The organism is Variovorax sp. KBS0712 (assembly GCF_006323185.2).
GTDB classification, from domain to species: Bacteria; Pseudomonadota; Gammaproteobacteria; order Burkholderiales; family Burkholderiaceae_C; genus Variovorax; species Variovorax boronicumulans.
In genome coordinates, this window is the sequence record NZ_VCCD02000001.1 from 1,374,831 (window position 1) to 1,399,773 (window position 24,943).

Genomic DNA, 24,943 nt, shown 5'->3' on the forward strand with positions numbered 1-24,943 from the left:
CGAAGCCTGGGGGCGAGCCTACTTAGTGCCGAAGATGCGGTCGCCGGCGTCGCCCAGGCCCGGCAGGATGTAGCCGTGGCTGTCCAGCTCGCGGTCGATGGCGGCGGTATAGATCGGCACGTCGGGGTGCGCGGTCTGCATCGTCTTCACGCCCTCGGGGCAGGTCAGCAGGCAGACGAACTTGATCGACTTGGGGTTGAGTTCCTTCAACCGCTCGACCGCGGCCACGGCCGAGTTGCCGGTGGCGAGCATGGGGTCGACCACGATCACGTCGCGGTTCTCCATCTCGCCGGGCATCTTGAAGTAGTACTCGACGGCCGTGAGCGTCTTGGGGTCGCGGTACAGGCCGATGTGGCCGACGCGCGCGCCCGGGACCACCGTGAGCATGCCGTCCAGGATGCCGGTGCCGGCGCGCAGGATCGACACCAGCACCACCTTCTTGCCGTCGATGACCTTGGCCTGCATGGTCTCCAGCGGGGTCTCGACCTCGATGTCCTGCATCGGCATGTCGCGCGTGACCTCGTAGGCCATCAACATGCTGATTTCGTTCAAGAGCCGGCGAAAGCTGTTGGTGGAGGCGTCCTTGCGGCGCATCAGTGTGAGCTTGTGCTGGACGAGGGGGTGGTCGACGAGGTGGACGTTGCTCATTGGAGTCTTCTTTTGGTGTGCCGTTGCGGAAAACAGGAGAGTCTAAAAGACTAGAAGACGGTGCCGTCGCTCTCGATCTGCAGCGGGGGCGCACCGTTTCGCAAGCGCTGTGCCAGCACCCGGCCGGCGGCCCAGGTGCCGCCTTCGAGCACGCAGGCCAGGGGCAGCTCTTCCTCGGTGCGGTCGAGCACCTTGCGCACGCGCGGGGCGATTTCGTCGAGCAGCGCCACGGTGAGGGCGCGCCATTCGACGATGAACTCGTCGCTGGCCTTCCATCGGCGGGTGAGAAAGGCCGCCTCGCGCGGCACGATCACGCCGCTGTCGATCAGCAGGCCGCCGTTACGGTACTCGGGCAGGGCGGTGAGCGCGTCGAGGTGGCGCACCTTCACGCCGGCCCATTCGAAGGGTTCGAGCAGCGAGTACGTGAGCCACTGCGACAGCTTGTGGAACGGCATCCAGCCGTTGGTGAGCCCGGGGCCGGCGACGGCGCTGTGGCGCCAGCAGTCGCCCAGTGCGAAGGCCGGATCGCCGGAGCCGCCGACGTTGTCGCTGCCGTCGGCCGCCAGGCTGTCGATGGCGTTGGCCGAGGGCCAGATGTGCGACAGCGTGTCGAGCAGCAGCGACAGGATCTGGTGCGCCGTGATCTCGGCCGTGGGCGGCGAGGCCGCGCCCAGCGGGGCCACGAGCGCGTCGAAAAGGCCGGCGGGCCGGCCGTCGTCGCCGAAGGTCTCGGGCTGCTCGCTCATGGCTTCGCCGAGGCGGCGCAGCAGCACCGCGCGTCCGGCCAGGCCGACCAGCGGATTGACCTCGCTCACCTGGAAAGCGTCGCCCAGGCGCTCGGTCACGAGGCCGCGCAGGCCGGCCGCGTCGGCCTGCAGCGGGTGGTTCGGGTCGGACGAGAAGAGCCCGCTGGTGAACGCATGGAAGCACGCCACGCCCAGGCCTTCGGAGCGCGTGAAGCGCAGGCCGGTGGCCGGTTCGGTGTAGTGCCAGGTCGGGCCGGCGCCGGCGTCGAGCAGCACGCTCACCAGCGTGAGGTCGATGTGGGCGCGGGCGCGCTGGCGGGCGTCGAGGCCCTTGCCGAGCAGCGCGTCGAGCTGCAGGCGGCGGTCGACGCCGCCGGCCTCGAAGTGGCGCCAGCGGCTGTGGTACGGGATGGTGTCCCAGGGGTAGCGCTCGCGCGTGACCTCGGCCACGGTGCGCGCCGCGTCTTCGAGCGCGTCGTCGCTGCCGATGCGGAACCACTGCGATTCGCCGCGGCGCGCGCGCGCCAGCAGGGCGCCGGCGCGCTGGCGGATGGCGGTGGTGGTGCGCAGCAGGCTGGCGGCGCCGGCCGGGTGGCCGGTGTCGGGCGTGAATTCGATCGACGGGTCGACATTGCCCGCGCCGCCGGGGCGCAGGCTGCCGGAACCGTCGGCGGGCAGGTCGATGTCGGTGCTTCGGTTCATTCGCTCAATCCCCGGCCCTTGGCCTTTTTCAGTTCCTCTGCGTCCGGCACCGGGCCGGGGGTGAAGTAGCCGGCCGCCATCTTGGCGTCCATCTCGACGCGGGCGTCGGCCGGGATCAGTTCGTCGGGAATGTTCACGCGCTCGCCGATTTCGATGCCCGAGCCGGTGATGGCGTCGAACTTCATGTTGCTCATCGACACGAGGCGGTGGATCTTCTTGATGCCCAGCCAGTGGAAGACGTCGGGCATCAGCTCCTGGAAGCGCATGTCCTGCACGCCGGCCACGCACTCGGTGCGCGCGAAATACTGGTCGGCCGTGTCGCCGCCCACCTGGCGCTTGCGGGCGTTGTAGACGAGGAACTTGGTCACCTCGCCGAGCGCGCGGCCTTCCTTGCGCGAGTAGGCGATGAGCCCCACGCCGCCGCGCTGCGCGCCCTGGATGCATTCCTCGATGGCGTGCGTGAGGTAGGGGCGGCAGGTGCAGATGTCGGAGCCGAACACGTCGGAGCCGTTGCACTCGTCGTGGATGCGCGCGGTGAGTTCCACGTCCGGGTTGGCCAGGTCGCGCGGGCTGCCGAAGATGTAGAGCGTCTGCCCGCCGATGGGCGGCAGGAACACCTCGAGATCGGAGCGCGTGACCAGCTCGGGGTACATGCCGCCGGTCTCTTCGAAGAGCGTGCGGCGCAGGTCGGTCTCGGAGCAGCCGAAGCGGCGCGCCACCTCGGGCAGGTACCACACGGGCTCGATGGCCGCCTTGGTCACCATCGCCGCGCCGCCCGTGGTGAGGAAATGGCCGTCGGCCTTCAGGCGCCCGCTTTGCAGCGCCTCGATCACCTCGGGCAGGATCACATGCGCCTTGGTGATCGCGATGGTCGGGCGGATGTCGTAGCCGGCCGCGAGCTCGGTGGAGAACACGTCGGCCACGAGTGCACCCCAGGGGTCGAGCGAGACGATGCGCCCGGGCTCGCTCCACTGCGGATACGGGCCGATGACGTCGGTGGGCGCGGTGTTGGTGAGGTCGGCCTTGTGTTCGCGCTTCAGGGCGCCGGCCGCCACGGCGAGCGCGCGGTACACGCTGTACGAGCCGCTGTGCGTGCCGATCACGTTGCGGTGCGCGCGCTTGGTGGTCGTGCCGACCACGGGGCCGCGCTCGGTGGCGGTGGCCGCGCCCCAATGGATCGGCAGGGCGCCGAAGCCGCCGGCATGCGAGGTCAGGCGGATGTGGCCGGTCGAGGACGAGGGGTGGAGCGGAGGGCTCTGCGCCGGGCTGGCACCGGTCGCGGTCGGCAAGGCGGAAGGGAGCGCGGTGCTGTCTGCAGACATTTGAGGCCCTCAAAAAATGCAATGTACCGAGCACTTGTGCGGCTGGCAAGCGAGGGCCCGCGCGGTCCGGCCGCACTGGCATTCATGCAGGCGAGGAGCGCAGGCCGTAGGTCTTGCCATGCACGAACAGGTACTCGGCGCGCAGCACCGCGTCGCCTTTCTCACCGGTGAAGGTGAAGCCCAGCACGGCCACCGGCGTGCCGGGCTTGATCTCCTCGACGCCCCAGGCCTGCAGCCGCGTGAGCGGGGCCAGCTCGATTTGCCACTTGCGGTCGCGCCGCGTCGGCAACTGCGCCTTGGCCAGCAGCGCCGCGCCGTCGACCGTGGCGCTTTGCTTCGGCAGGGGCCGCTGCTTCAGGTCCGGCGGCAGCGCGAGGTTCTCGGGCAGCTCGATCTCCAGCTCGCCGTGCGGATTGCGCCAGCTCACCTTGGTGGCGCGGCCCTCCAGGTACAGCGGGCGCTCCTGGTCAAAACTGCTCCAGCCGTGGTGGGCCCAGGCGGGCAGGGCCAGTGCGATCGAACCGGTCACGAACATGCGTCGATGCAGCATCGCGTTCTCCTTGGTCAGACATAGGCAATCCAGCGCCCGCAGATGATGACAGCGAGCCAAAACCCCAAAGACAGGAGGCATTGAAACCTGGCGAATCCGCTCTGCCCGGCGATGTCGCCGCGCAGGTGGAACCAGGCGGCGTTGAGGCCGGCCAGCAGGATCAGCAGCAGCTTCACGCGAAAGGCCGTGTTGTTCAGCAACTCGCCCGGCTGGCTCGCGAACATGGTCAGGCCGGTCAGCGCGCACAGGCCGAAGCCCAGCAGGGCGGGGCGCAGCGTGAGGCGCGCCAGCAGCGGCGCCGGCAGCTCGCGGGCCAGGCCGAGGGCGCGCAGCTCGAACACCAGCAGGCCGCCGAACAGCAGCGCGATGCCCACGATGTGCGCCGCCTCCAGCGCCGGGTAGGCCCAGGGGTGCGAGACGAGTCCGGCCAGCATCGGGGCAGCTTAGCGCAAGCCTCGCCCCGGGGGCGCGGCACAATCCCTTGCAATCTTTTTTCACCAGGCTGTAACCGGCCGGCCCGATGGCACGAAACACCGTAGGTAGCAGGACGACACCGAGCGACGCGGAAGCGGCCTTGCGCCGCCTGTTCCTTCGCGGCCTCGATGGCGACGCCGGCGCGTACCGCGAGTTCCTGCAGAAACTGAGCGCGCACCTGCGCGCTTTTCTGGGCAAGCGCCTGTTCGGCTGGCCCGATGAAGTGGAAGACCTCGTCCAGGAATGCCTGCTCGCCATGCACAACCAGCGCCACACCTACCAGAGCGACCAGCCGCTGACGGCCTGGGTGCATGCCATTGCGCGCTACAAGATGATCGACCTGCTGCGCGCCAAGTCGGTCCGCGAGGACCTGCATGACCCGCTGGACGACGACCTGGCCGTGTTCGCCGCGTCGGCCACCGAGGCCAGCGACGCGAAGCGCGACCTCGGCGGGCTGCTGCAGACCCTGCCCGAACGCCAGCGCCTGCCCATCGTGCACGTGAAGATCGAAGGCCTCTCGGTGGCCGAGACGGCCAGCCTCACGGGCATGTCGGAGTCGGCGGTGAAGGTCGGCATCCACCGGGGCCTGAAGGCCCTGGCCGCGAAGTTCGGGGGAGGCGCCGCGCCATGAAGACCGACGACCTCGTGAACCTGCTGGCCGCCGGCGAGGTGGCGGTGCCGCGGCGCAGCGCCAGCGGGCGCATCGGGCTGGCGGTGCTGGCCGCGCTGCCGGTGTCCTTCGTGATCCTGTTCGGCGAGTACGGGCTGCGACCCGACCTGGTGCAGGCGATGTTCTGGCCGATGTTCTGGGTCAAGGTGCTGTTTCCGCTGTGCATCGCGGCGGCGGCCTTCGTGACGGTGCAGCGGCTGGCCCGGCCCGGCGTGCGGGTGCGCCACGCGTGGTGGGGCGGGGTGCTGCCGGTGCTGGGGATCTGGGGGCTGGCGGCGTTCGTCTGGTTCTCGGTGCCGATCGCGGAGCGAATGCCCTTGCTGATGGGCCAGTCGTGGCGCATCTGCGCCCTGAGCATCGGCTTCATGGCGCTGCCGGTGTTCGCGGCCACCTTCGTGGCGCTGCGCGGGCTGGCGCCGACGCGGCCCGCGCTGGCCGGGGCCGCGGCCGGCGCACTGGCCGGCGGCGTGGGCGCGTCGGTCTACGCGCTGCACTGCATGGAGCTGACCGCGCCGTTCCTCGCGGTCTGGTACGTGAGCGGGATTGCTGTGCCGGTGCTGCTGGGCGCGGTGCTGGGACCGCGCCTGCTGCGCTGGTAACGGCGCTGCTTCAGCGCTTCTTGCTGCCGAAGATCCCGCCCAGCACGCCGCGCAGGATCTCCTTGCCCACCGACGTGCCCATGGTGCGCACCGCCGACTTGGCCATGGTCTGCACGAGGCCGTCGCGCTTGCCGCCGCGCGGGCCGGTGCTGCCGAAGAGCATGTCGTTGAGCATGCCGCCCATGCCGGACGATTCTTCCGCGGCGGCCCCGCCCTTGGCGCCGGCGGCCGGTGCATCGGGGGCGCTCTCGGCGCGGCCCTTGAGCTTTTCGTAGGCCGATTCGCGGTCGACCGTCTTCTCGTACACGCCCGCCACCAGCGAGCCCGCGATCAGCGCCTTGCGCTGCTCGGGTGTGATCGGGCCGAGCTGGCTGCCCGGCGGCAGCACGTACACGCGCTCGGTGATGCTCGGGCGGCCCTTGGCGTCCAGGAAGCTCACCAGCGCCTCGCCCACGGCGAGTTCGGTGATGGCGGTCTCGATGTCCAGGCCGGGCTTCTGGCGCATGGTGCTGGCGGCGGCCTTCACGGCCTTCTGGTCGCGCGGCGTGAAGGCCCGCAGCGCGTGCTGCACCCGGTTGCCGAGCTGGGCCAGCACCGAATCGGGAATGTCCAGCGGGTTTTGCGTGACGAAATACACGCCCACGCCCTTGGAGCGCACCAGCCGCACCACGAGTTCGATGCGCTCGACCAACGCCTTGGGCGCCTCGTTGAACAGCAGGTGGGCCTCGTCGAAGAAGAAGGCCAGCTTCGGCTTCTCGGGGTCGCCGATTTCGGGCAGCTGCTCAAACAGCTCCGACAGCATCCACAGCAGGAAGGTGGCGTACAGGCGCGGCGAGTTCATGAGCTTGTCGGCCGCCAGGATGTTCACCACCCCCTTGCCGCCCACCGTCTGCATGAAGTCGGTGATGTTGAGCATCGGCTCGCCGAAGAACTTGTCGCCGCCCTGGGTCTCGATCTGCAGCAGGCCGCGCTGGATCGCGCCCACGCTGGCGGCGCTGATGTTGCCGTACTCGGTGGTGAACTGGCTCGCGTTCTCGCCCACGTACTGCAGCATGGCGCGCAGGTCCTTCAGGTCGAGCAGCAGCATGCCGCTGTCGTCGGCGATCTTGAACACCAGGTTCAGCACGCCGGCCTGGGTTTCGTTCACGTCGAGCATGCGGCCCAGCAGCAGCGGGCCCATGTCGGACACGGTGGCGCGCACCGGGTGGCCCTGTTCGCCGAACACGTCCCACAGCGTGACGGGGCAGGCGGCGGGCTCGGGCACGTCGATACCGCGTTCCTTGAGCGTGGCGGCCATTTTTTCGCCGACGCTGCCTTTCTGGCTGATGCCGGTCAGGTCGCCCTTGACGTCGGCCATGAACACCGGCACGCCGATGTTCGACAGTTGTTCGGCGATGGTCTGGAGCGAGACGGTCTTGCCGGTGCCGGTGGCGCCGGTGATCAGGCCATGGCGGTTGGCCAGGCCGGGCAGGAGGGTGCACTCGATGGTGTCGTGGCGTGCGATCAGAAGGGGGTCGGCCATGGGGCGCTCCGGGTCGTATCGAAGCGCGCAGTCTAATCAACCGCCACTCCTATAATTCACGACCCCGCACGGTCGTTCAGGAAAAAAGTTCAGGAGGTTTTTTTGTCATCGACTGCTCAGCCCCCCATTCCCGCCACTGGCGATGCATCCGAACAGTCGCCGATCGAAAAAGAGCTGGCCGTGTTGCTCGTGAACGCGCTCAATCTCGAGGTCGCACCTGAAGAGATCGTTCCCACCGACCCGCTGTACGGCGAAGGTCTGGGCCTCGACTCCATCGACATCCTCGAAGTCGCGCTCGAAGTCTCGCGCCGCTACGGTTTCCAGCTGCGCTCGGACGACGAGCGCAACCAGCAGATTTTCCAGTCGCTGCGTACGCTCGCGACCCACGTCGCCGAGCACCGCAGCGCCACCTGATCCATGTCCCGATGGCGACTCGTCCTCCTGCTGCTGGTAGGGGTCACGTATGCCGGCCTCTCCCACTGGATGACGCTGTTCCACGCCACCGAGCCCTGGGCTGTGGTGGTGTTGCTCGGGCCGTTGTGGATCGCGGCCATGGGCTGCGCCGCCAGCTGGTTCGGCCGCTGGGGCCTGGCCATTGCGGCGGCGCTGGGCATCGGCGGCTTCTCGCTCGTCTTCCTCGGTGAGGCGGGCGACACGAACCGCCTGTACGTGCTCCAGCACATCGGCATCAACGGCGCCTTGTGCGGCTGGTTCGGCTCGACGCTGCGCGGCAAGGGCCTGCCGCTGATCACCCAGTTCGCGCAGCGCGTTCACCCGCTGAAGGGGCACATGCTGTCGTACACGACGCACCTGACGCAGGTGTGGACGGTGTATTTCGCCGTGGTGGTCGTCTCGTCGATCGTGGTCTACCTGACGATGCCGTTCTCGGCCTGGTCGCTGCTGGCCAACGTGCTGTCGCCGCTGAGCGTGGCGCTGCTTTTCGTGGGCGAGCACCTCGTGCGCTACCGCCTGCATCCCGAATTCGAACGCACGCGCCTGGTCGATGCGGTGCGCGCGTTCTACGGCACCTCGACGGTGGACAACGGCGCTGGCGGCCAATGAAACAGGCGCAGCCCGCGTGACCCCCGACACCGCTTCTTCTTCCTTCCTGCCGCTGCTCGCGGACCGCAACCCCGACGCGCCCCTGGCCTGGCGCGCCGGCCAGCCGGTCAGCACGCGGCAGTTCCTGGCCGACGTCGCACGCCTGGCGCCCGCACTGCCCGCCGAAGGGCCTGCCGTCAATCTGTGCCTCGACCGCTACGCCTTCGCCGTGAGCCTGGGCGCCGCGCTGGTGCGCGGCCACGCCAGCCTGCTGCCGCCCGATGCACGGCCGGACACGCTGGCGCGCCTGACCGAAACCGGCGGACCGCACCTGTTCGCGTTGACTGACGACACGAAGCTGGGCACGCCCGGCATGCGGCGCCTGCAGGTCGAGGCCGTTCCCGGCCCGGCCGGCGATGCGCCGGTGCCCGCCATCGACGGCGGCCGGCATGCGGCCAGCCTGCTCACGTCGGGCTCCACCGGCGTGCCGCAACCGCATGCCAAGGCCTGGCGCACGCTGGTCGGCGATGTCGAAGTGGCGGTCGAGCGGCTGTGCCGCGTGCTGCAGCGGCCCACGCTCGAAGGGCTCACGCTGGTGGCGACCGTGCCGGTGCAGCACAGCTACGGCCTGGAGTCGTCGGTGCTGCTCGCGATGCTCGGCGGCGCCGCGTTTGAAACCGGGCGGCCGTTCTTTCCGGCCGACGTGGCGAAGGCGCTGGCTTCGGTGCCGCGTCCGCGCGCGCTGGTGACCACGCCGTTCCACCTGAAGACGCTGCTGCTGTCGGGCATCGAACTGCCGCCGGTCGACCTGATCCTGTCGGCCACCGCGCCGCTGTCGCCGCAGCTGGCCGCGCAGGCCGAGCAGGCGCTGGGCGGTGTGCTGCTCGAAATCTACGGCAGCACCGAATCGGGCCAGGTGGCCACGCGTCGCACGACCGAGAGCGAGATCTGGGAAACCTTCGGCGAGATCCGCGTGCATGCGCAGCCGGGGGAGGGCGACGGCCCCGAGCGCTTCATCTTCAGCGGCGACTTCATTCCCGAGCCGACGCCCATGGCCGACGTGCTCGAACTGCTCGATGTACGGCGTTTTCGCCTGTTCGGCCGTGCCAACGACCTGATCCACGTCGCCGGCCGGCGCAGTTCGCTCGCGCACCTGAACTACCACCTCAACAGCATCGCGGGTGTCGAGGACGGCGCCTTCTGGCTGCCCGACGAGGTGGCCGACGGCGTGGTGCGGCCGGTGGCGTTCGTGGTCGCGCCCACGCTGTCGGCGGCGGACATCATTGCTGCACTGCGGCAACGCCTGGAGCCTGTGTTCGTGCCGCGCCGCGTGGTGCAGGTCAAGGCCTTCCCGCGCGAAGGCACGGGCAAGCTCACGGTGCGGGCGCTGCGCGAATTTGCGCTGGCGCAGCTCGCCGACGACCAGACGCCGGTGCAGATGGCGCACACGGTGCCGGTCGACCATCCGGCCTTTGCCGGCCATTTCCCCGGCCAGCCGCTGGTGCCCGGCGCATTGCTGCTGGCCGAGGTCATGGAGGTCGTGCGGCGCGTGCCGGCGCTGTCGGCACGGCTCGGCGCGAGTCCGACGCTCGCGGCCGCCAAGTTCCTGGCGCCCGTGCGGCCTGGCAGCACGCTGTCCATCGAGCTGCATCCCGAGGCCGGAACCGGCCGCGGCGTGCGTTTCGACGTGCGCTGTGACGGCGTGGCGGCTGTCACCGGCCGCTGGACGGCTGTGCCAGAGTCGGCGGGATGAAGCACACCGACGCCGAAACGCGCGCCGTGGACGAAGCGGCGCGGCAGACAGCCCGCCCGGCGGCCCAGCAGGGCGACTGGGCGCGCGCGCCCGAGCGCAGCAACATGCTGGCGCTGCGCTTCATCTGCCTGATGGCGCTGGTGTGCGGGCGGCACGTCACGCGGCTGCTGCTGCCGCCGATCAGCCTGTACTTCCTGCTGTTCGCGCCGGCGCCGCGCCGCTACATCAAGCGCTACCTGTTCCGGGCCATCGGCCCGCGCGCGGGCTGGGTCGACGGCTACCGCCTGCTGCACGCGTTTTCCTCGACCGTGCTCGACCGCGTGTATTTCCTGCGCGGGCGCATGGACCTGTTCAAGCTGAAGATCGAAGGCAACGCCCCGATCGAGGCCGAGGCGGCCGAAGGGCGGGGCGCTTTCCTGCTCGGCGCCCACATCGGCAGCTTCGAGGTGCTCGGCGCCTGCAAGCAGCAAAAGCACCAGAACCGGATGCGGCTGGCGATGCTGATGTACCCGGACAACGCGCAGCGCATCACCGCCATCCTGAACGCCATCGCGCTGCCCGAGATGCGGCCCCACGTGATCGCGCTGGGCCGGCCGCATTCCATGCTCGCGCTGCGCGACTGGCTCGACGGCGGTGGCCTTGGCGGCATGCTGGCCGACCGCACCTTGCCGGGCAGCGAGGAGCAGCCGGCAAACCAGCGCGGCAACAACATCGTGCTGCCTTTCCTGGGCCAGCCGGCCGTCTTCAACGACGGCCCGTTCCGGCTGGCGGCGCTGCTGCGTCGCAAGGTGTTCTTCATGGCCGGCATGTACGGCGGCGGTGCCCGCTACGATGTCCGGTTCGACCCGCTGGCCGACTTCGGCACGCCGTTCGTCGACGCCGCGGAGCGTGAACGCCGCATCCGAAGCGCGGTCGAAGCCTATGTGGCCCGCCTGGAGGCGCTGTGCCGCGCCTACCCGTACAACTGGTTCAACTTTCATGATTTCTGGCTCGAAGATGCGGCTTGATCGGCTTTGCAGGGTGGTGGTGCTGGCGGTGGCTTTCTGTGCCGCGCCGGCCTGGGCGGCGTTCGACCTGCCCGAACTGATGGGCCTGCTGGCCCGGCAGAAGAGCGGCGAGGCACGCTTCACCGAGCAGCGCTTCGTGCACGGCCTCGAAGGCCCGCTCGACGCGAGCGGCACGCTGAGCTTCGAGGCGCCCGACAAGCTGGTGCGCCGCACGCTGTCGCCGCGCATCGAGACCATGTCCGTCGACGGCAACACGCTGACCCTGTCGCGCGGCAACCGCAACCGCACGCTGGCGCTGGACAGCATGCCCGAGCTGCTGGGCCTGGTCGAAGCCATGCGCGGCACGCTGAGTGGCGACGGCGCCACGCTGCAGCGCTACTTCAAGAGCACTGTGACCGGCGCCGCCGGCAAGTGGACGCTCGACCTCACGCCCAACGACAGCCGGCTGGCCGCGCAGGTGCGCAGCATGCGCATCACCGGCCGCAACAGTGAAGTGCTGGGGCTGGAGATGGAGTTCGTGGGCGGTGACCGCTCGGTCATGCACATCTCGCCCAACGCGCCGCCGTCGGCGCTGCCGGCCGGCGCCCCCGGGCGCGCGACACCGTGAGCCTGGCGCAGGCGGGCGGCCCGCCGGGGTGGTCGCGCCGCATCGTCGTTCTGCTGGCGTGGCTCTTGGTCGTGGCCTTGGGCGCGGTCATCATCGCGCGCACCCAGATCGGCGCCGACCTGTCGGCCTTTCTTCCCAAGAGCCCTGACCTGCGCCAGCGCGTGCTGATCGAGCAGCTGCAAAGCGGCGTCGCCTCGCGCACGCTGATGCTGGGCTTCGAGGGCGGCAGCGTCGAACAGCGTGCTGAAGTCTCGCGCGCCGTCGGCAAGGCGATGCGCGACAGCAAGCTCTTCGACCTGGTGCAGAACGGCGACGTGAGCGACTGGAGCGAGGCCGGCACCTGGGTGTTCCAGCACCGCTACCAGCTGTCGTCCGGCGTGATGCCGGGGCAGTTCACCGCCGAAGGGCTGCGCGAGGCCATCGTCGACACGCTGTCGATGCTCGGCACGCCGGCCGGGAATGCGATCAAGCCCTTGCTCGACAGTGATCCGACGGGCGAGACCCAACGCATCGCGATGGAGCTGGTGCCGGCCAGCGCACCGCGCAGCGAGGCCGGCGTCTGGATGTCGCGCGAGGCGCCGCGTGCGCTCATGATCGCCACCACGCGCGCAGCTGGCGGCGACCTCGACGCGCAGGCCGTCGCCATCGCCCGCGTGCAGGCCGCCTACGAAGCCGCCGCGCGCGGCATGGGCGAGGCCGCGCCGAAGCTGCTGCTGAGCGGGCCGCCCGTGTTCTCGGTGATGAGCCGCGAAAAGATCAAGACCGAAGCCATCCACCTTGCGGTGGTGGGCGGCATCGTGATGAGCGTGCTGCTGCTGCTGGCCTTCGCCTCGCCGCGCGCGCTGGTCATCGCCTTCCTGCCGGTGGCCACGGGCGTGGTGGTGGGCACCGCGTCGGTCAGCCTGGTGTTCGGCTCGGTGCACGGGCTCACGCTGGGCTTCGGCAGCACGCTGATCGGCGAGACGGTCGACTACGCCATCTACTACCTGATTCAGGCACGCGGCGCGGCCGTGGCCGGCACCGGCTGGCAGCGCTGGCGCGAGGTGCATTGGCCCACCGTGCGGCTGGGCCTGCTGACCTCCGTGTGCGGCTTTGCGGCGCTGGTGTTCTCGGGCTTTCCGGGGCTGGCGCAACTGGGCGTGTTCTCGATCGCCGGGCTGGTGTCGGCCGCGCTCGCCACGCGCTACGTGCTGCCCGTGCTGGCACCCGATGGCGCGACCGGCATGGGCATGCGCCGGCACATGGCGCGCCTGGCCGGCCTGCTGGTGCGCGGCCTGCCGCGCCTGCGCTGGCCGCTGGCGGCGCTCGGCGTGGCGGCACTTGCGCTGGTGCTGTGGCAGGGCGGCCACCTGTGGCGCGCCGACCTGAGCGCGATGAGCCCCGTGCCGCGCTCGGCCCAGCAGCTCGACGAGATGCTGCGCAAGGACATCGGCGCCAGCGACGGCGGCGTGCTCGTGGTGGCCTTCGGCGACGACGAACAGGCCGCACTGCGTCACACCGAGGCCGCGGCCGCGCGCCTCGATGCGTTGGTCGACAAGGGCGAGCTCAGCGGCTACGAAGCCGTGACCCGCGTGCTGCCCAGCGTGGCCGCGCAAACGGCGCGCCGGGCCAGCCTGCCCGACGCCGACACGCTGCGTGCCAACCTGGCCGAGGCGACCAAGGGCCTGCCGCTGCCGGCCTCGCGCCTCGGTCCCTTCGTGGCCGACGTGGAGGCCGCGCGCAAGCAGGCGCCGGTGCAGCGCGTCGACCTCATGGGCGGCCCGCTGGGCTCAGTGGTGAACACGCTGATGTACGAGCGACCGGGCGGTGGCTGGTCCACGCTGGTCGTGCTGCATCCCGGCCCCGGCTTCGAACAGGCGCGCCTCGAGGAGGTGCTGGCCGGGCTGCCCGAGGTGCAGGTGGTGGACGTCGGGCGCGAACTCGGCGGCCTCTACCAGCGCTACCTGCACGAGGCCTTCGTGCAGGTGCTGCTGGGCGCGCTGGCGGTGGTGGTGCTGCTGGGCGTGTACCTGCGCTCTTGGCGCCGTCTGCTGGCCGTGTGCCAGCCGCTGCTGTTCGCGGTGGTGCTCACGTTGGGCGGCATGGCGCTGGCGCAGGCGGCGCTCGGCATCCTGCACCTCGTGGGGCTGTTGCTGATCGTCGCCGTGGGATCGAACTACGCGCTCTTCTTCGACCAGCTGCGCACGACCGGGCGCGCCGACGAAGACACGCTGGCCTCGCTGATGCTGGCCAACCTCACGACGGTGGTGTCGTTCGGGCTGATCGCGATCTCGGACATCCCGGCGCTGTCGTCCATCGGCCGCGTGGTCGCGCCGGGTGCCTTGCTGGCGCTGCTGCTGTCGGCCGCGTTCGCGCGCAACGTGGCGCCCGGGAAGGGCCCGAGCCCACAGCGTCCGCGCTGATGGGAAAATCAGGGCCCACCATGTCGTCGCCTTCCGCCCCTGTCGCCGCTACCGAATCCTGGCCCTGGCCACCCGCCATGCGCGCCAGCGCGGCCGTGCATGTGGCCGCGTTGGGCGCTGGGGTACTGGTGCCCGGCGCATGGCCTTGGGCGCTCGGCGCGGTGGTGCTGAACCATGCGCTGATCACCGGTGCGGGCCTCACGCCGCGCAGCAACCTGCTCGGCCCGAACGTCACGCGCCTGCCCGAAGCCGCCGCTGCGCGTCGCGAGGTGGCGATCACCATCGACGACGGGCCCGAGCCCGAGGTCACGCCCCGCGTGCTCGACCTGCTGGACGCCCACGGCCAGCGCGCCACCTTCTTCTGCATCGCCGAGCGCGTGCTGGCGCATCCCGCACTGGCGCGCGAGATCGTCGCGCGCGGCCACAGCATCCAGAACCACACGGCGCGGCATCGCCACAACTTCTCTTTCCTCGGCCCGCGCGGCTTCGCGGCGGAGATCGCGCGCGCGCAGGACATCCTGACCGACGTGACCGGCCAGCGCCCGACCTGTTTCCGTGCGCCCGCCGGCCTGCGCAACCCTTTCCTCGAACCCGTGCTGCACCGCCTCGGCCTCTCGCTCGTGAGCTGGACGCGGCGCGGTTTCGACACCCGCGAAGGCGACGCCGCCAAGGTGATGGCGCGCCTCGCCCGCCACCTGCAGGCGCGCGACATCCTGCTGCTGCACGACGGCAATGCCGCGCGCACCGCGGCGGGGCAACCCGTCTTGCTGGAAGTCCTGCCCTTGTTGCTCCAACGCCTGCGCACCGATGGATTGCGCGCCGTGACCCTGCCTGAAGGATTGAAGACCGCATGAGCGCCGTGATGCCATCGACGATGACCACCGACCAAGCCTGGCGCGAGCTGCACGAAGCCGCGACCGTCCCTTACAAGAAGGGCGGCACCTTCGCCTGGCAGTTCGCGCGCGGCAAGCTCGGGCGCGACCCGGTGTTCCGCGGCCTGCTCGAACGCGGGCTGATCGACGCGCAGCACCGGCGCGTGGTCGACATCGGCTGCGGACAGGGCCTCTTCGTGAGCCTGCTGGCGTCGATGAGTGCGATGCAGCAGCAAGGACGCTGGCCGGCCTCATGGGCCGCCACGCCCGCCGCCGCGGACTACACGGGCATCGAGCTGATGCCGAAGGACGTGGCGCGCGCCGAGGCATCGGTCGGCCACCTGAAGCCAACGCCGCGCCTGGTGTGCGCCGACATGTGCTCGGCCGCCTTGCCCGATTGCGACCTGGTCGTGATCCTCGACGTGCTGCATTACGTGGACCTCGCGGCGCAGGAGGGCGTGCTGACCCGCGTGCGCGACGCGCTCCGTCGCGGCGGCAACCCGAAGGCGCGGCTGCTGTTGCGCGTGGGCGACGCGTCGAGCACGCGCGGCTTCGCGATCAGCCAGTGGGTCGATCGCACCGTGACGCGTATTCGCGGCCACAAGGTCTCGCCGACCTGGGGCCGGCCACTGACTGAATGGACTGCGCTGCTGCAGCGCCTGGGGTTCCGCGTGCAGAGCATTCCGATGAGCGAAGGCACGCCCTTCGCCAACGTGCTGCTGGTGGCCGACCTGGAGACTGTCGTTTGACGGCACCGCAGACGCTCGACCGTGCGGGCATCGCCGCGCGCATTCCGCACAGCGGCAGCATGTGCCTGCTGGAGCGCCTCGAAGGCTGGGACGCCGAATCGATCCATTGCAGCACCACGACGCACAGCCACGCGGACAACCCGCTGCGCACCGAAAGCGGCCTGCTCGCGCCGAACGCCATCGAATACGCGGCGCAGGCCATGGCGCTGCACGGCGGCCTGCTGGCCGCCGAGGGCAGCACGCCGTCGGCCGGCTTCCTGGCCAGTGCGCGCAACGTGAAGTTGGCGGCGGCGCGGCTGGACGACATCGCCGGGGCGTTACAGGTGCGCGCGAAGCGCTTGTCCGGCGACGACCGGCAGGTCTTGTATGAGTTCACGGTGGCGGCCGACGACGGCCGCCTGCTGGCCGAAGGCCGGGCCGTGGTGGTCTTGAACACGCCGCTGGCGGACATGGGAAGCACACCGTCATGAGTTTCGAAGGAAAACGCACACTGATCACCGGCGCCAGCGGCGCGCTCGGCGCGGCCATGGCGGAGCGTTTTGCACGCGACGGCGCGACCGTGTTGCTGCATGCGAACTCGCGGCCCGAGGCCATCGAGCAACTGGCCGCGTCGATCACCGCCGCCGGCGGCAAGGCGGAATGCCATGTGTTCGACCTGCGCAGCGACGAGGCCTGCGCGGCCGGCTGCGCACGCATCCTCGAAGGCGGCGCGGTGCAGATCCTCGTCAACAACGCGGGCGTGCACGACGACGCCGTGCTGCCCGGCATGCGCGCCGAGCAATGGCACAAGGTGATCGACGTGTCGCTGAACGGTTTCTTCCGCGTGACCCAGCCGCTGCTGCTGCCGATGATGCGCACCCGCTGGGGGCGCGTGCTGAACATCTCGTCCGTCGCTGCCATCGCGGGGAACAAGGGGCAGGTGAACTACGCCGCGGCCAAGGGCGCGCTGAACAGCGCGACCAAGGCGCTGTCGCTCGAAGTGGCGTCGCGCGGCGTGACCGTGAACGCGATCGCGCCGGGAATCATCGCGTCGCCGATGGCCGATGCGGTGTTCGACCCCGCGCTCATCAACCAGATGGTGCCCGTGAAGCGCGCCGGAACGCCGCAGGAAGTGGCGGCGCTGGCGGCGTTCCTGGCAGGCGATGAAGCCGCGTACATCACGGGGCAGGTGATCTCGATCAACGGCGGGATGATCTGAGACCCTGCCAGTTCGTTCTTCCCTGCGAAGGGCGCGGCATTCACTTCACCCCGAAGCCCGGCAGGCGGCACAGTGGGGCCGACCACGCCGTGCCGCCTGTCGGGCGCTCCCAAAAGGCCTAAAGAGGCAGCGTATCAAACGCAGCGTAAGCCGTAGCCAGCCAAGACTTCACGCGCTGCCGTTCCAGAAGCCCAAGCGCATGCGGCCCTTCGCGGTCGTTCACCGCCTTCCAGAAACTCGTGTTCTGCGCATCGATCTTGCGCATGCTGGCCTCATGCAAACGCGGCAATGCAATCACGCGTGCGCCATTCGAATTTGCCTTCGACAGCGATTGCGAAGCCAGCAGCATCCCGAAGTCGCTGCCGCGCCCGTAGTTCTGCACCACGATGTAGTTGGGCCGGTTGCCGAAGGTGTCGATCAGCGTGCCGAGCAGGTCGGTGGAGTCCTTGCCGTCGTCCAGCACGTGCCAGAAGTTGACCGTGACGTCGATCTCCTCGAACACGTCGAACAGGTCCGATTCCTTGATCCAGCGCGACAGCGGCGCCAGCGTCTGCGCCGCGAGGTCAACGATCACGCTCTGCTTCGGGTTGGTCTCGAAGCCGTTCACCACCGTATCCAGGCCTTCGAAACTGTCGACCACCACGGGCGAGGCAAAGCCCTCGTAGAAGCGCGTGAAGGAACTGTGCGAACGGTCGGTGTCGAAGCCGGTGAAGGGGCGGCTGCGATCGATGAAGTACTGGGCCAGCACGCGTGCCGTGACCGATTTGCCGACACCGCCTTTTTCGCCGCCGATGAAATTGATGGAGCTCATGAGTGGTTGCTGCCTCGAATGGGTTGAGGGGGGAGGAGGGCGGATTCATTCTAGGGTTCGCCTGTCGCACCACTGTGGCTAGCGACCCCGCTTGCTCATGCCCTGCAGCAAGGGATGTGCCTGCAGACGCTGATGCAGCCGTTTCTTCCACGGAGCGGGCAGCACGGACGTGTCGATCATCGCGGGCCACTGGTCGCGTGCGAGGCGGGCCGTGTCGGCCACCACGCGCCGCATGCGCGGCTCGTGCAAGCCGGCCGAGAAGCAGAAGGCGCGCACGTTGGCGGGCGTGAACATCGCGGTGCGCCGGGCGGTGGCACCCACCGCGGCCGGCAACAGCGGGAGCGCATGGCCCTCGACACCCTGCAGCGCCGCGTAGGCCACGATGTCGTAGGCCGGCGCCAATTGCGGCGCAATGCCATCGGGATACAGCACACCGAAGTTCTTCAGGTGGGCATCCGGGTTGCCCAGCAGGTCGTTGACCACGAGCCGGCGCACCAGTTCGAGCACGGCATCCTCGCCCAGCGACGGAAAGGCGCGCATCGCCAGCGCCATGTCGAGGTAGCTCCCGCTGTACTTGTGCATCGGGTCGACCGCCAGCACCTGGGCGAAGTCTTCGAAGTGGATGCGGCGCGCGCCATCGCGGTCGAAGCGCGTGACGGCCAGGAACTCGGGCTCGTCCGGCAGCGCATAGCTGTGCTCCGCCGCAATGGCCGACAGCGGTGCGATTTCGGCGTGACACACCTCGACACCCGCCACCCCGGCCATCTGCAGCGAAAGCATCTCGAGTTGCGGCATGTGCGGCCGGCCGGCCACCGGCAGCTTGGCGATCACCCGCGTGCTGGCACCGGCGCGCACGCGCGCCACGTAGCGTCCGCCCTGGCGGCGCAGGCCCAGCTTGGGCTGCACGCCCGAGACCGAGATGCCCTGCGGCATCGGCAGCTCGACCACCGACATCTCGAGTGCGTCCTGGTCCTGCGTGATGAGCCGCTGCAGCGTGCCGCGGTCCACCGACACCGGGCGCGCGGCCACGGCGCCGGGCAGGTCGCCGCCGCAGGCCGCCAGCAATTCGAAGTGATCGTTCTCGCGGCACCCGCGCAGCTGCGCGATGTGGCTGCGCAGCACACCCTCGGGCAGCAGGTTCTGGAAGAAACCGGGCAACTGGCCGCCTTGGGCGTTGAACAGCGGGTTCTTCACGTCGCTCCACAACGCGGCCTGGGCGGCCGGGTCGCTCGCGACCATCGACAGCGAAAGCACGCCGGGCAGCGGGTTGGCGATCAGCTCGGGCTCCGCCACGAAACGGCACAGATCGGCGTACTGGAACAGCTTGCCGAGGCGGTGCGCGCCGAGTGAAATCTCGAGGATCTTGACGTTCATGGCGGTGAGCGACGGCCCCGCACGTAGGGCGGCGCGGCAGGCGCTTCGGCCAGCGCCCGGCCGACGCGCGTGGCGACCGGGCGGTAGCCGGGATCGACGGCCGTGCCTTCGCCGAAGCCCTTGGGCGCAAGTTGCAGTTCGAGCCCCAGCGCATCGACCAGCGCGAGCAGTGACGACAGCTGCGGGTTGCCCTTCAGGCTCAGGGCATTGCGCACCGAGCGTTCGGTGAGCCCCGAACGCAAGGCGATCTCGGCGTTCGTGAGGCCGGCGGCCCCGCGACGCGCCGTGAGGGCGGTGATGAGTTCCTGCTTGTCCACGGAAAGATATTACCGCAAATGCCTATTTGGGAAACATACTTCCGATGCGAAGAGCCTACTTGGGTATCAGCGTGAAGAGCGGCATGACCACGCCCATCACCCAGTTCTGGCCGAAGTCGAGGGCCGCCCGGCGGTATTTCTCGTCGGCCTGCGCGGCCAGCAGGTCGAGCCGTGCCACCACCTTCGACAGTTCGCGGTCGGCCACGAGGTTGCGCCCGCGATCGCTGATTTCGGTGGCCAGCAGCAGCGGCTGGCCGTCGGGGCCGGTCTTGGAGGAAATGAGCCAGAGCGAAATCTCGAAGTTGCGCGCCGTGCGGTAGCTGTTCTCGGCGTCGACCCCGTCGATCATGGTCTGGTCCCAGGTGTTGCCGTTGGCCTGCTTGAGCATCGAGGCCCACCCGACGACCAGCGCCGCCACGCGGTCGCCCTGGTAGGCCTGCGGACCGGTCTCGAAGGCCAGGCGGATGGCGTCGATGCCGGTGGCGCCGCGCAACTCGGGCAACGGCGTGCCCTGCAGGACCGCATCCCAGGTGCGCTGCGTGGCTTCCTCCATGCTGGCGGCCGACTTGCGCCATTCACGCGGGTTGCGTCGGTACAAGGTGGTCTGCACGCGGCGCACCGACTGCAGGTTGTCGCGCAGCGACAGGTTGGCGATGCGGTTGGTGCCCGATTGCAGCCATTCCTGGTTGCCGTAAGGCTCGGCACGCTCGGTGGAACGGAAGGAGGAACAGCCCGTCAGCGCCAGCGGCGCGAGCAGGGCGGCCGCCGTGCCTGCCAGCAGGCAGGTGCGTCGCGCCGCGAGGGGAGAAGCCAGGGAATCGCTCATGCCCTGACGTTATCATCCACGGCTGGGGCGGCGGCTCGCTTCAAGCTGCGGGCCCGTGCAATTTTCCTTACAAATCAATACCTTGGCGCTACGCCAAGGCAGGGCGACAAGTCGTGCGTCTTAACTCCATCAAGCTCTCGGGCTTCAAGTCGTTCGCCGAACCCACCAACTTCCTGCTGCCGGGCCAACTGGTCGGGGTGGTGGGGCCGAACGGCTGCGGCAAGTCGAACATCATGGATGCCGTGCGCTGGGTGCTCGGCGAGTCGCGTGCGTCGGAACTGCGCGGCGAGTCGATGCAGGACGTGATCTTCAACGGCACGACCACCCGCAAGCAGGCCAGCCGTTCGAGCGTCGAACTGGTGTTCGACAACGCCGACCATCGCGCCGGCGGCCAGTGGAACCAGTTCACCGAAATCGCCGTGCGCCGCGTGCTCACGCGCGACGGCACCAGCAGCTACTACATCAACAACCAGCCGGTGCGTCGCCGCGACGTGCAGGACGTGTTCCTGGGCACCGGCCTGGGCCCGCGCGCCTACGCCATCATCGGCCAGGGCACGATCAGCCGGATCATCGAATCCAAGCCCGAGGAGCTGCGCCTGTTCCTCGAAGAAGCCGCCGGTGTCTCCAAGTACAAGGAGCGCCGCCGCGAAACCGAGAACCGCCTGGGCGACACGCGCGAGAACCTCACGCGCGTCGAAGACATCCTGCGCGAACTCAACGCCAACCTCGAGAAGCTCGAGAAGCAGGCCGAGGTGGCGGCGCGCTACAACGCGCTGCAGGGCGACGCCACGAAGAAGCAGCATCAGCTGTGGTTCCTTAAGCGCGGCGAAAGCGACGCCGACCAGGCCAAGATCAAGGCCGATTCGGAAAAGGCCATCAACGACCTCGAATCGCGCACCGCCGACCTGCGCCGCATCGAGTCCGAACTCGAAACCGTGCGCCAGGCCCACTACGGCGCCGGCGACCTGGTGAACCAGGCGCAGGGCAAGTTGTACGAAGCCAGCGCCGAAGTCGGCCGGCTCGAAGGCGAGATCCGCTTCGTGGTCGAAGGCCGCCAGCGCGTCGAGCAACGCCTCGTGCAGCTGCGCGAACAGATGGGCCAGTGGGGCCGTCGCCGCGAAGAGGCCGAGGCCGAGATCGAGACGCTGGCCGGTGCCGGCGTCGATGCCGAAGAGCAGGCCATCCTGCTGGCCGCCCAGCTCGAAGAGCACGACGCGCGCCTGCCTGACCTCGAAGAGGCCGTGCAGCGTGCGCAGAACGAAGCCAACACGCAGCGCGCGACGGTGTCGCAGGTGCAGCAGCAGATCCAGGTGCTGGCTGCCGACCAGCGCAACATCGAAGACCAGAGCCGCCAGCTCACGCTGCGCAGCGAACGCCTGCGCGCCGACCAGAACGCGCTCGCCGCGCCCGACGAAGACCGGCTGACCGAGATGCAGGAGCAACTGGCCGCGGCGCAGGAAACTGCCAGCGAATCCGACGCCCGCCTGCAGGAACTGCAGGAAGCCGTTCCGCAGCTCGACGAAGACCGACGCGCCAAGCAGCAGGCCGTCAACACCGAGGGCGCCCGCCATGCCGAGTTCTCGGCCCGCCTCGAAGCGCTGCGTGCGCTGCAGGAGAAGGTCAAGACCGACGGCAAGCTCGCCCCCTGGCTCGCCAAGCACGGCCTCGACGGCCTGCAGGGCCTGTGGAGCCGCATCCACATCGAACAGGGTTGGGAGAACGCGCTCGAATCCGCACTGCGCGAACGCCTGGGCGCGCTCGAAGTCAGCCGGCTCGACATGGTGCGTGCTTTCGGCAACGACGCGCCGCCCGCCAAGCTCGCCTTCTACAGCCCGCCCGTCGCTGGCGTGCCGCAGGGCGCGGGCGCGCTGCCCAAGCTGTCGAGCCTGCTGCGCCTGAACGACGCCGGCCAGCAAGCGCTGCTGAACGACTGGCTGCACGGCTGCTTCACGGCCGAGACTTTCGAAGAGGCGCTGGCCCAGCGCGCCACGCTGCAGCCCGGCGAGGTGATCTACGTGCGCAGCGGCCATGCCGTGTCGTCGCACAGCGTGAACTTCTACGCGCCCGATTCCGAGCAGGCCGGCCTCCTGGCCCGCCAGCAGGAAATGGAAAACCTCGAGCGCCAGCTCAAGGCCCAGACGCTCATCAACGAAGAGGCGCGCACCGCGCTGGTCCGCGCCGAAGCGGCCTACGGCGACGCCGCACAACGCTTGGTCACGGCCCGCCGCGAAGCCGCCGAAACGCAGTCGCGCGCCCATGAACTGCAGGTCGAGACGCTGCGCATGACGCAGCTCGCCGAACAGACCCGCGCGCGCAGCCAGCAGCTGGCCGCCGACCTCGGCGAGGTCGATGCCCAGCTCGAGGAACTGCAAGAAAAGCGCATCGCCGCCGAAGGCCGCTTCGAAGAGCTCGACATGCAGCTGGCCGACAGCCAGGAGCGCCATGCGCAGCTCGACGAGCGCGTGATCGAAGCCGGTCGCGCGCTCACGGCCAGCCGCGAACAGCACCGCAGCCTCGAGCGACAGGCGCAGGAGGCCACCTTCTCGCAGCGCACGCTCGAAGCGCGCCGCGGCGAACTGAACCGCAGCATCGAAACCGCCTCGCAGCAGACCGTCGCGCTGACGGACGAAGACGAGCGCGCCCGCGCCGAGCTGAGCCGCCTGTCGGATGCCGCCGCGCAAGCCGGCCTGCAGGACGCGCTGTCGCTCAAGCTGGAGCGCGAGACTGCCTTGGGTGCGGCCCGCAGCCAGTACGACGACCTCACGCTCAAGCTGCGCGCCAGCGACGAGCGCCGGCTGCAGCTGGAGCGTGAACTCGATCCGCTGCGCCAGCGCATCACCGAGTTCCAGCTCAAGGAGCAGGCCGCGCGCCTGGGCGTCGAGCAGTACCAGCAGCTGCTGGACGACGCCGGTGCCGATCTCGAAGCGGTGGCGCAATCGATCGAGACCGAGAAGGTGCGCCTGACCGGCCTGCAAAGCGAAATCGACCGCCTGAACCGCGAGGTGGTCGCGCTCGGCGCCGTCAACCTGGCCGCGCTCGACGAACTCGCGATTGCGAGCGAGCGCAAGATCTTCCTCGACGCCCAGTCGGCCGACCTGAACGAAGCCATCGGCACGCTCGAAGATGCCATCCGCAAGATCGACGCCGAAACGCGCGACCTGCTCGGCGGCACCTTCAAGATCGTCAACGAGCACTTCAGCCGCATGTTCCCGGAGCTGTTCGGCGGCGGCAACGCCAAGCTGATGATGACGGGCGACGAAATCCTCGATTCCGGCGTGCAGGTCATGGCCCAGCCGCCCGGCAAGAAGAACCAGACCATCCACCTGCTCTCGGGCGGCGAGAAGGCGCTCACGGCCATTGCGCTCGTGTTCGCCATCTTCCAGCTGAACCCGGCGCCTTTCTGCCTGCTGGACGAAGTGGACGCGCCGCTGGACGACGCCAACACCGAACGCTATGCCAAACTCGTCTCCGCCATGAGCCGTGAAACCCAGTTCCTTTTCATCAGCCACAACAAGATCGCCATGGAAATGGCCGAACAGCTGATCGGCGTGACCATGCAGGAGCAGGGCGTGTCGCGCATCGTTGCGGTCGACATGGAGTCGGCGGTCTCGATGGTCGAAGCGGCATAAGGCAGGCGCGCGCATGAGCAATCTCACCCTCGCCCTGGCGATCCTCGGCGGCCTCGTTCTCGCGGCCGTCGTGGCCTACAACACCCTGATGTCGCGCCGCAACGCGCCGCGCCAGCCCGATGCGGTCGACGTCGCCCTGGCCGAAGCCGAGCGCGCGCTGGCCGGCGGCAGCGACGGCGGCGTGGAGCCGATGCTCCATGCCGACCCGAGCCAGGTGGCCGGCAGCGACCGCCACGAGCCGCTGTTCGATCCCGACCTGCCCGCGCCCAGCGGCGTGCCCGTGCCCACCGGCGAGCGCCGTGGCGGGCTTGATCCGCTGATCGACGTGATCGCGCCCATTTCGCTCGAAGGCCTGGCCTCGGGCGATGCCGCGCTCGCGTCCATGCCGTCGACGCGCCGCGCCGGCAGCAAGCCGGTGGCCATTGAAGGCCTGAATGACCTCACCAGCCAATGGGAGCCGCCGGCGCCCGGACAGCGCTACCGCGCGTTCCAGGTCGGCGTGCAGCTGGCCAACCGCACCGGGGCGCTCAACGAGATCGAGTACTCCGAATTCGTGGTCAAGGCGCAGGCTTTTGCCGATGCCGTGAACGGCGCGCCCGAGTTTCCCGAGATGCTCGACGAAGTGGCGCGCGCCCGCGAGCTCGACCAGTTCGCCAGCGCGCACGACGCACAGCTGGGCTTCGTGCTGCGCGCGCTGCACGCCGCCTGGAGCCCGGGCTACGTGCAGCAGAACGCCGCGCGGCTGGGCTTCGTGGCCGGGATCATTCCGGGCCGCATGGTGCTGCCGACCAGCGAGGCCGGCCTGCCGCCGATCCTCGGGCTCTCGTTCGACACCCAGGCCGCGCTGGCCGACGATCCGGCGCAATCGGCCATTCGCGAGCTCAGCCTGAGCCTCGATGTGCCGCAGGTCGATCGTGGCGAAGAGCCGTTCCGCCGCATGCGTGAAGCTGCTGCCACGCTTGCCCGCGAGATGGACGGCGTGGTGACCGACAGCGACGGCCAGTTGCTGCGCGACGAAACCATGGACGTGATCGGCACCGACCTCGAGCAGCTGTACGACACGCTCGACGCACGCGACCTCGCCGCGGGCTCGCCACTGGCGCGACGCCTCTTCAGCTGATCCG

Annotated in this window: 24 protein-coding genes; 14 read left to right on the plus strand and 10 right to left on the minus strand. The window is 69.5% G+C overall.

Annotated elements, in window-relative coordinates; genetic code table 11:
• Window positions 1-18: 18 nt before the first annotated feature.
• From upp to FFI97_RS06285, 5 genes are all read right to left on the minus strand, one after another.
• On the minus strand, window positions 19-648 hold the full coding sequence (gene upp, locus FFI97_RS06265; RefSeq protein ID WP_062477764.1) for a uracil phosphoribosyltransferase: 630 nt from the start codon (window positions 646-648) through the stop codon (window positions 19-21).
• Between the two features lie 50 nt (window positions 649-698).
• Complete coding sequence (locus FFI97_RS06270; protein WP_144004380.1) at window positions 699-2,096, minus strand: URC4/urg3 family protein; 1,398 nt, start codon at window positions 2,094-2,096, stop codon at window positions 699-701.
• Window positions 2,093-3,418, minus strand: a complete 1,326-nt coding sequence (locus FFI97_RS06275; RefSeq protein ID WP_139701615.1) for a GTP cyclohydrolase II — start codon at window positions 3,416-3,418, stop codon at window positions 2,093-2,095. The genes FFI97_RS06270 and FFI97_RS06275 overlap by 4 nt, the downstream gene beginning before the upstream one ends.
• 82 nt (window positions 3,419-3,500) lie before the next feature.
• Window positions 3,501-3,968: a DUF6152 family protein gene (locus FFI97_RS06280; RefSeq protein WP_070060744.1), complete on the minus strand. Its 468-nt coding sequence runs from the start codon at window positions 3,966-3,968 to the stop codon at window positions 3,501-3,503.
• A 14-nt stretch (window positions 3,969-3,982) separates the two neighbouring features.
• Complete coding sequence (locus FFI97_RS06285; RefSeq protein ID WP_139701614.1) at window positions 3,983-4,402, minus strand: hypothetical protein; 420 nt, start codon at window positions 4,400-4,402, stop codon at window positions 3,983-3,985.
• Window positions 4,403-4,488: 86 nt separating this feature from the next.
• Here FFI97_RS06285 and FFI97_RS06290 point away from each other — a divergent pair, with 86 nt between their 5' ends.
• On the plus strand, window positions 4,489-5,073 hold the full coding sequence (locus tag FFI97_RS06290) for a sigma-70 family RNA polymerase sigma factor (RefSeq protein WP_062477750.1): 585 nt from the start codon (window positions 4,489-4,491) through the stop codon (window positions 5,071-5,073).
• On the plus strand, window positions 5,070-5,711 hold the full coding sequence (locus FFI97_RS06295) for an NrsF family protein (protein WP_139701613.1): 642 nt from the start codon (window positions 5,070-5,072) through the stop codon (window positions 5,709-5,711). Before FFI97_RS06290 ends, FFI97_RS06295 begins: the two co-directional genes overlap by 4 nt.
• A 10-nt stretch (window positions 5,712-5,721) precedes the next feature.
• Here the strand turns inward: FFI97_RS06295 and FFI97_RS06300 are convergent, their stop codons facing one another.
• Complete coding sequence (locus tag FFI97_RS06300) at window positions 5,722-7,233, minus strand: helicase HerA-like C-terminal domain-containing protein (protein WP_139701612.1); 1,512 nt, start codon at window positions 7,231-7,233, stop codon at window positions 5,722-5,724.
• Window positions 7,234-7,335: 102 nt separating this feature from the next.
• Here FFI97_RS06300 and FFI97_RS06305 point away from each other — a divergent pair, with 102 nt between their 5' ends.
• The 10 genes from FFI97_RS06305 to fabG are packed head-to-tail and all read left to right on the plus strand — an operon-like array spanning window position 7,336 to window position 16,862.
• A complete protein-coding gene (locus FFI97_RS06305) occupies window positions 7,336-7,647 on the plus strand; it encodes a phosphopantetheine-binding protein (RefSeq protein WP_062482694.1) in 312 nt (103 codons plus the stop codon).
• 3 nt (window positions 7,648-7,650) lie between these two features.
• On the plus strand, window positions 7,651-8,295 hold the full coding sequence (locus tag FFI97_RS06310) for a hypothetical protein (RefSeq protein ID WP_070060740.1): 645 nt from the start codon (window positions 7,651-7,653) through the stop codon (window positions 8,293-8,295).
• A 16-nt stretch (window positions 8,296-8,311) separates the two neighbouring features.
• The gene (locus tag FFI97_RS06315; protein ID WP_260684918.1) at window positions 8,312-10,027 is read left to right on the plus strand and encodes an AMP-binding protein; all 1,716 of its coding nucleotides are present in this window, start codon (window positions 8,312-8,314) and stop codon (window positions 10,025-10,027) included.
• A complete protein-coding gene (locus FFI97_RS06320) occupies window positions 10,024-11,034 on the plus strand; it encodes an acyl-CoA synthetase (protein ID WP_144004381.1) in 1,011 nt (336 codons plus the stop codon). The genes FFI97_RS06315 and FFI97_RS06320 overlap by 4 nt, the downstream gene beginning before the upstream one ends.
• On the plus strand, window positions 11,006-11,641 hold the full coding sequence (locus tag FFI97_RS06325; protein WP_139701610.1) for a LolA-related protein: 636 nt from the start codon (window positions 11,006-11,008) through the stop codon (window positions 11,639-11,641). The genes FFI97_RS06320 and FFI97_RS06325 overlap by 29 nt, the downstream gene beginning before the upstream one ends.
• Window positions 11,638-14,043: an MMPL family transporter gene (locus tag FFI97_RS06330; protein ID WP_144004382.1), complete on the plus strand. Its 2,406-nt coding sequence runs from the start codon at window positions 11,638-11,640 to the stop codon at window positions 14,041-14,043. Before FFI97_RS06325 ends, FFI97_RS06330 begins: the two co-directional genes overlap by 4 nt.
• A complete protein-coding gene (locus FFI97_RS06335; RefSeq protein WP_139701609.1) occupies window positions 14,043-14,897 on the plus strand; it encodes a polysaccharide deacetylase family protein in 855 nt (284 codons plus the stop codon). Before FFI97_RS06330 ends, FFI97_RS06335 begins: the two co-directional genes overlap by 1 nt.
• Complete coding sequence (locus FFI97_RS06340; RefSeq protein WP_139701608.1) at window positions 14,894-15,664, plus strand: class I SAM-dependent methyltransferase; 771 nt, start codon at window positions 14,894-14,896, stop codon at window positions 15,662-15,664. The genes FFI97_RS06335 and FFI97_RS06340 overlap by 4 nt, the downstream gene beginning before the upstream one ends.
• The gene (locus FFI97_RS06345) at window positions 15,661-16,134 is read left to right on the plus strand and encodes a hydroxymyristoyl-ACP dehydratase (RefSeq protein WP_139701607.1); all 474 of its coding nucleotides are present in this window, start codon (window positions 15,661-15,663) and stop codon (window positions 16,132-16,134) included. The genes FFI97_RS06340 and FFI97_RS06345 overlap by 4 nt, the downstream gene beginning before the upstream one ends.
• Window positions 16,131-16,862: a 3-oxoacyl-ACP reductase FabG gene (gene fabG, locus FFI97_RS06350; protein WP_062471225.1), complete on the plus strand. Its 732-nt coding sequence runs from the start codon at window positions 16,131-16,133 to the stop codon at window positions 16,860-16,862. Before FFI97_RS06345 ends, fabG begins: the two co-directional genes overlap by 4 nt.
• A 118-nt stretch (window positions 16,863-16,980) precedes the next feature.
• Here fabG and FFI97_RS06355 read toward each other — a convergent pair whose 3' ends face one another.
• From FFI97_RS06355 to FFI97_RS06370, 4 genes are all read right to left on the minus strand, one after another.
• Window positions 16,981-17,673 (minus strand): mobilization protein, encoded by a 693-nt coding sequence (locus FFI97_RS06355; protein ID WP_139701606.1) that lies wholly within the window; start codon window positions 17,671-17,673, stop codon window positions 16,981-16,983.
• 78 nt (window positions 17,674-17,751) lie between these two features.
• On the minus strand, window positions 17,752-19,047 hold the full coding sequence (locus FFI97_RS06360) for a type II toxin-antitoxin system HipA family toxin (RefSeq protein ID WP_139701605.1): 1,296 nt from the start codon (window positions 19,045-19,047) through the stop codon (window positions 17,752-17,754).
• The gene (locus FFI97_RS06365) at window positions 19,044-19,364 is read right to left on the minus strand and encodes a helix-turn-helix domain-containing protein (protein ID WP_139701604.1); all 321 of its coding nucleotides are present in this window, start codon (window positions 19,362-19,364) and stop codon (window positions 19,044-19,046) included. Before FFI97_RS06365 ends, FFI97_RS06360 begins: the two co-directional genes overlap by 4 nt.
• 55 nt (window positions 19,365-19,419) lie before the next feature.
• Window positions 19,420-20,190 carry a hypothetical protein gene (locus tag FFI97_RS06370; protein WP_139701603.1) on the minus strand — a complete coding sequence of 257 codons (771 nt, stop codon included), beginning with the start codon at window positions 20,188-20,190 and terminating at the stop codon, window positions 19,420-19,422.
• Window positions 20,191-20,303: 113 nt separating this feature from the next.
• Between FFI97_RS06370 and smc the strand changes: the two genes are divergently transcribed.
• Complete coding sequence (smc, locus tag FFI97_RS06375; RefSeq protein ID WP_139701602.1) at window positions 20,304-23,819, plus strand: chromosome segregation protein SMC; 3,516 nt, start codon at window positions 20,304-20,306, stop codon at window positions 23,817-23,819.
• Window positions 23,820-23,832: 13 nt separating this feature from the next.
• Window positions 23,833-24,939, plus strand: coding sequence for a cell division protein ZipA C-terminal FtsZ-binding domain-containing protein (locus tag FFI97_RS06380; protein ID WP_062471237.1), 1,107 nt, complete (start codon window positions 23,833-23,835; stop codon window positions 24,937-24,939).
• The last annotated feature ends 4 nt before the right edge of the window (window positions 24,940-24,943 follow it).

What these genes read in the sequence shown, in the direction of transcription:
- FFI97_RS06380 (WP_062471237.1), top strand. Translation starts at nt 23,833, where the DNA reads ATGAGCAATCTCACCCTCGCCCTGGCGATCCTCGGCGGCCTCGTTCTC.
- FFI97_RS06355 (WP_139701606.1), bottom strand. Translation starts at nt 17,673, where the DNA reads ATGAGCTCCATCAATTTCATCGGCGGCGAAAAAGGCGGTGTCGGCAAA.
- FFI97_RS06325 (WP_139701610.1), top strand. Translation starts at nt 11,006, where the DNA reads ATGATTTCTGGCTCGAAGATGCGGCTTGATCGGCTTTGCAGGGTGGTG.
- FFI97_RS06270 (WP_144004380.1), bottom strand. Translation starts at nt 2,096, where the DNA reads ATGAACCGAAGCACCGACATCGACCTGCCCGCCGACGGTTCCGGCAGC.
- FFI97_RS06280 (WP_070060744.1), bottom strand. Translation starts at nt 3,968, where the DNA reads ATGCTGCATCGACGCATGTTCGTGACCGGTTCGATCGCACTGGCCCTG.
- upp (WP_062477764.1), bottom strand. Translation starts at nt 648, where the DNA reads ATGAGCAACGTCCACCTCGTCGACCACCCCCTCGTCCAGCACAAGCTC.
- FFI97_RS06340 (WP_139701608.1), top strand. Translation starts at nt 14,894, where the DNA reads ATGAGCGCCGTGATGCCATCGACGATGACCACCGACCAAGCCTGGCGC.
- FFI97_RS06335 (WP_139701609.1), top strand. Translation starts at nt 14,043, where the DNA reads ATGGGAAAATCAGGGCCCACCATGTCGTCGCCTTCCGCCCCTGTCGCC.
- FFI97_RS06275 (WP_139701615.1), bottom strand. Translation starts at nt 3,418, where the DNA reads ATGTCTGCAGACAGCACCGCGCTCCCTTCCGCCTTGCCGACCGCGACC.
- FFI97_RS06300 (WP_139701612.1), bottom strand. Translation starts at nt 7,233, where the DNA reads ATGGCCGACCCCCTTCTGATCGCACGCCACGACACCATCGAGTGCACC.
- FFI97_RS06360 (WP_139701605.1), bottom strand. Translation starts at nt 19,047, where the DNA reads ATGAACGTCAAGATCCTCGAGATTTCACTCGGCGCGCACCGCCTCGGC.
- fabG (WP_062471225.1), top strand. Translation starts at nt 16,131, where the DNA reads ATGAGTTTCGAAGGAAAACGCACACTGATCACCGGCGCCAGCGGCGCG.
- FFI97_RS06295 (WP_139701613.1), top strand. Translation starts at nt 5,070, where the DNA reads ATGAAGACCGACGACCTCGTGAACCTGCTGGCCGCCGGCGAGGTGGCG.
- FFI97_RS06310 (WP_070060740.1), top strand. Translation starts at nt 7,651, where the DNA reads ATGTCCCGATGGCGACTCGTCCTCCTGCTGCTGGTAGGGGTCACGTAT.
- FFI97_RS06320 (WP_144004381.1), top strand. Translation starts at nt 10,024, where the DNA reads ATGAAGCACACCGACGCCGAAACGCGCGCCGTGGACGAAGCGGCGCGG.
- FFI97_RS06370 (WP_139701603.1), bottom strand. Translation starts at nt 20,190, where the DNA reads ATGAGCGATTCCCTGGCTTCTCCCCTCGCGGCGCGACGCACCTGCCTG.
- FFI97_RS06285 (WP_139701614.1), bottom strand. Translation starts at nt 4,402, where the DNA reads ATGCTGGCCGGACTCGTCTCGCACCCCTGGGCCTACCCGGCGCTGGAG.
- FFI97_RS06290 (WP_062477750.1), top strand. Translation starts at nt 4,489, where the DNA reads ATGGCACGAAACACCGTAGGTAGCAGGACGACACCGAGCGACGCGGAA.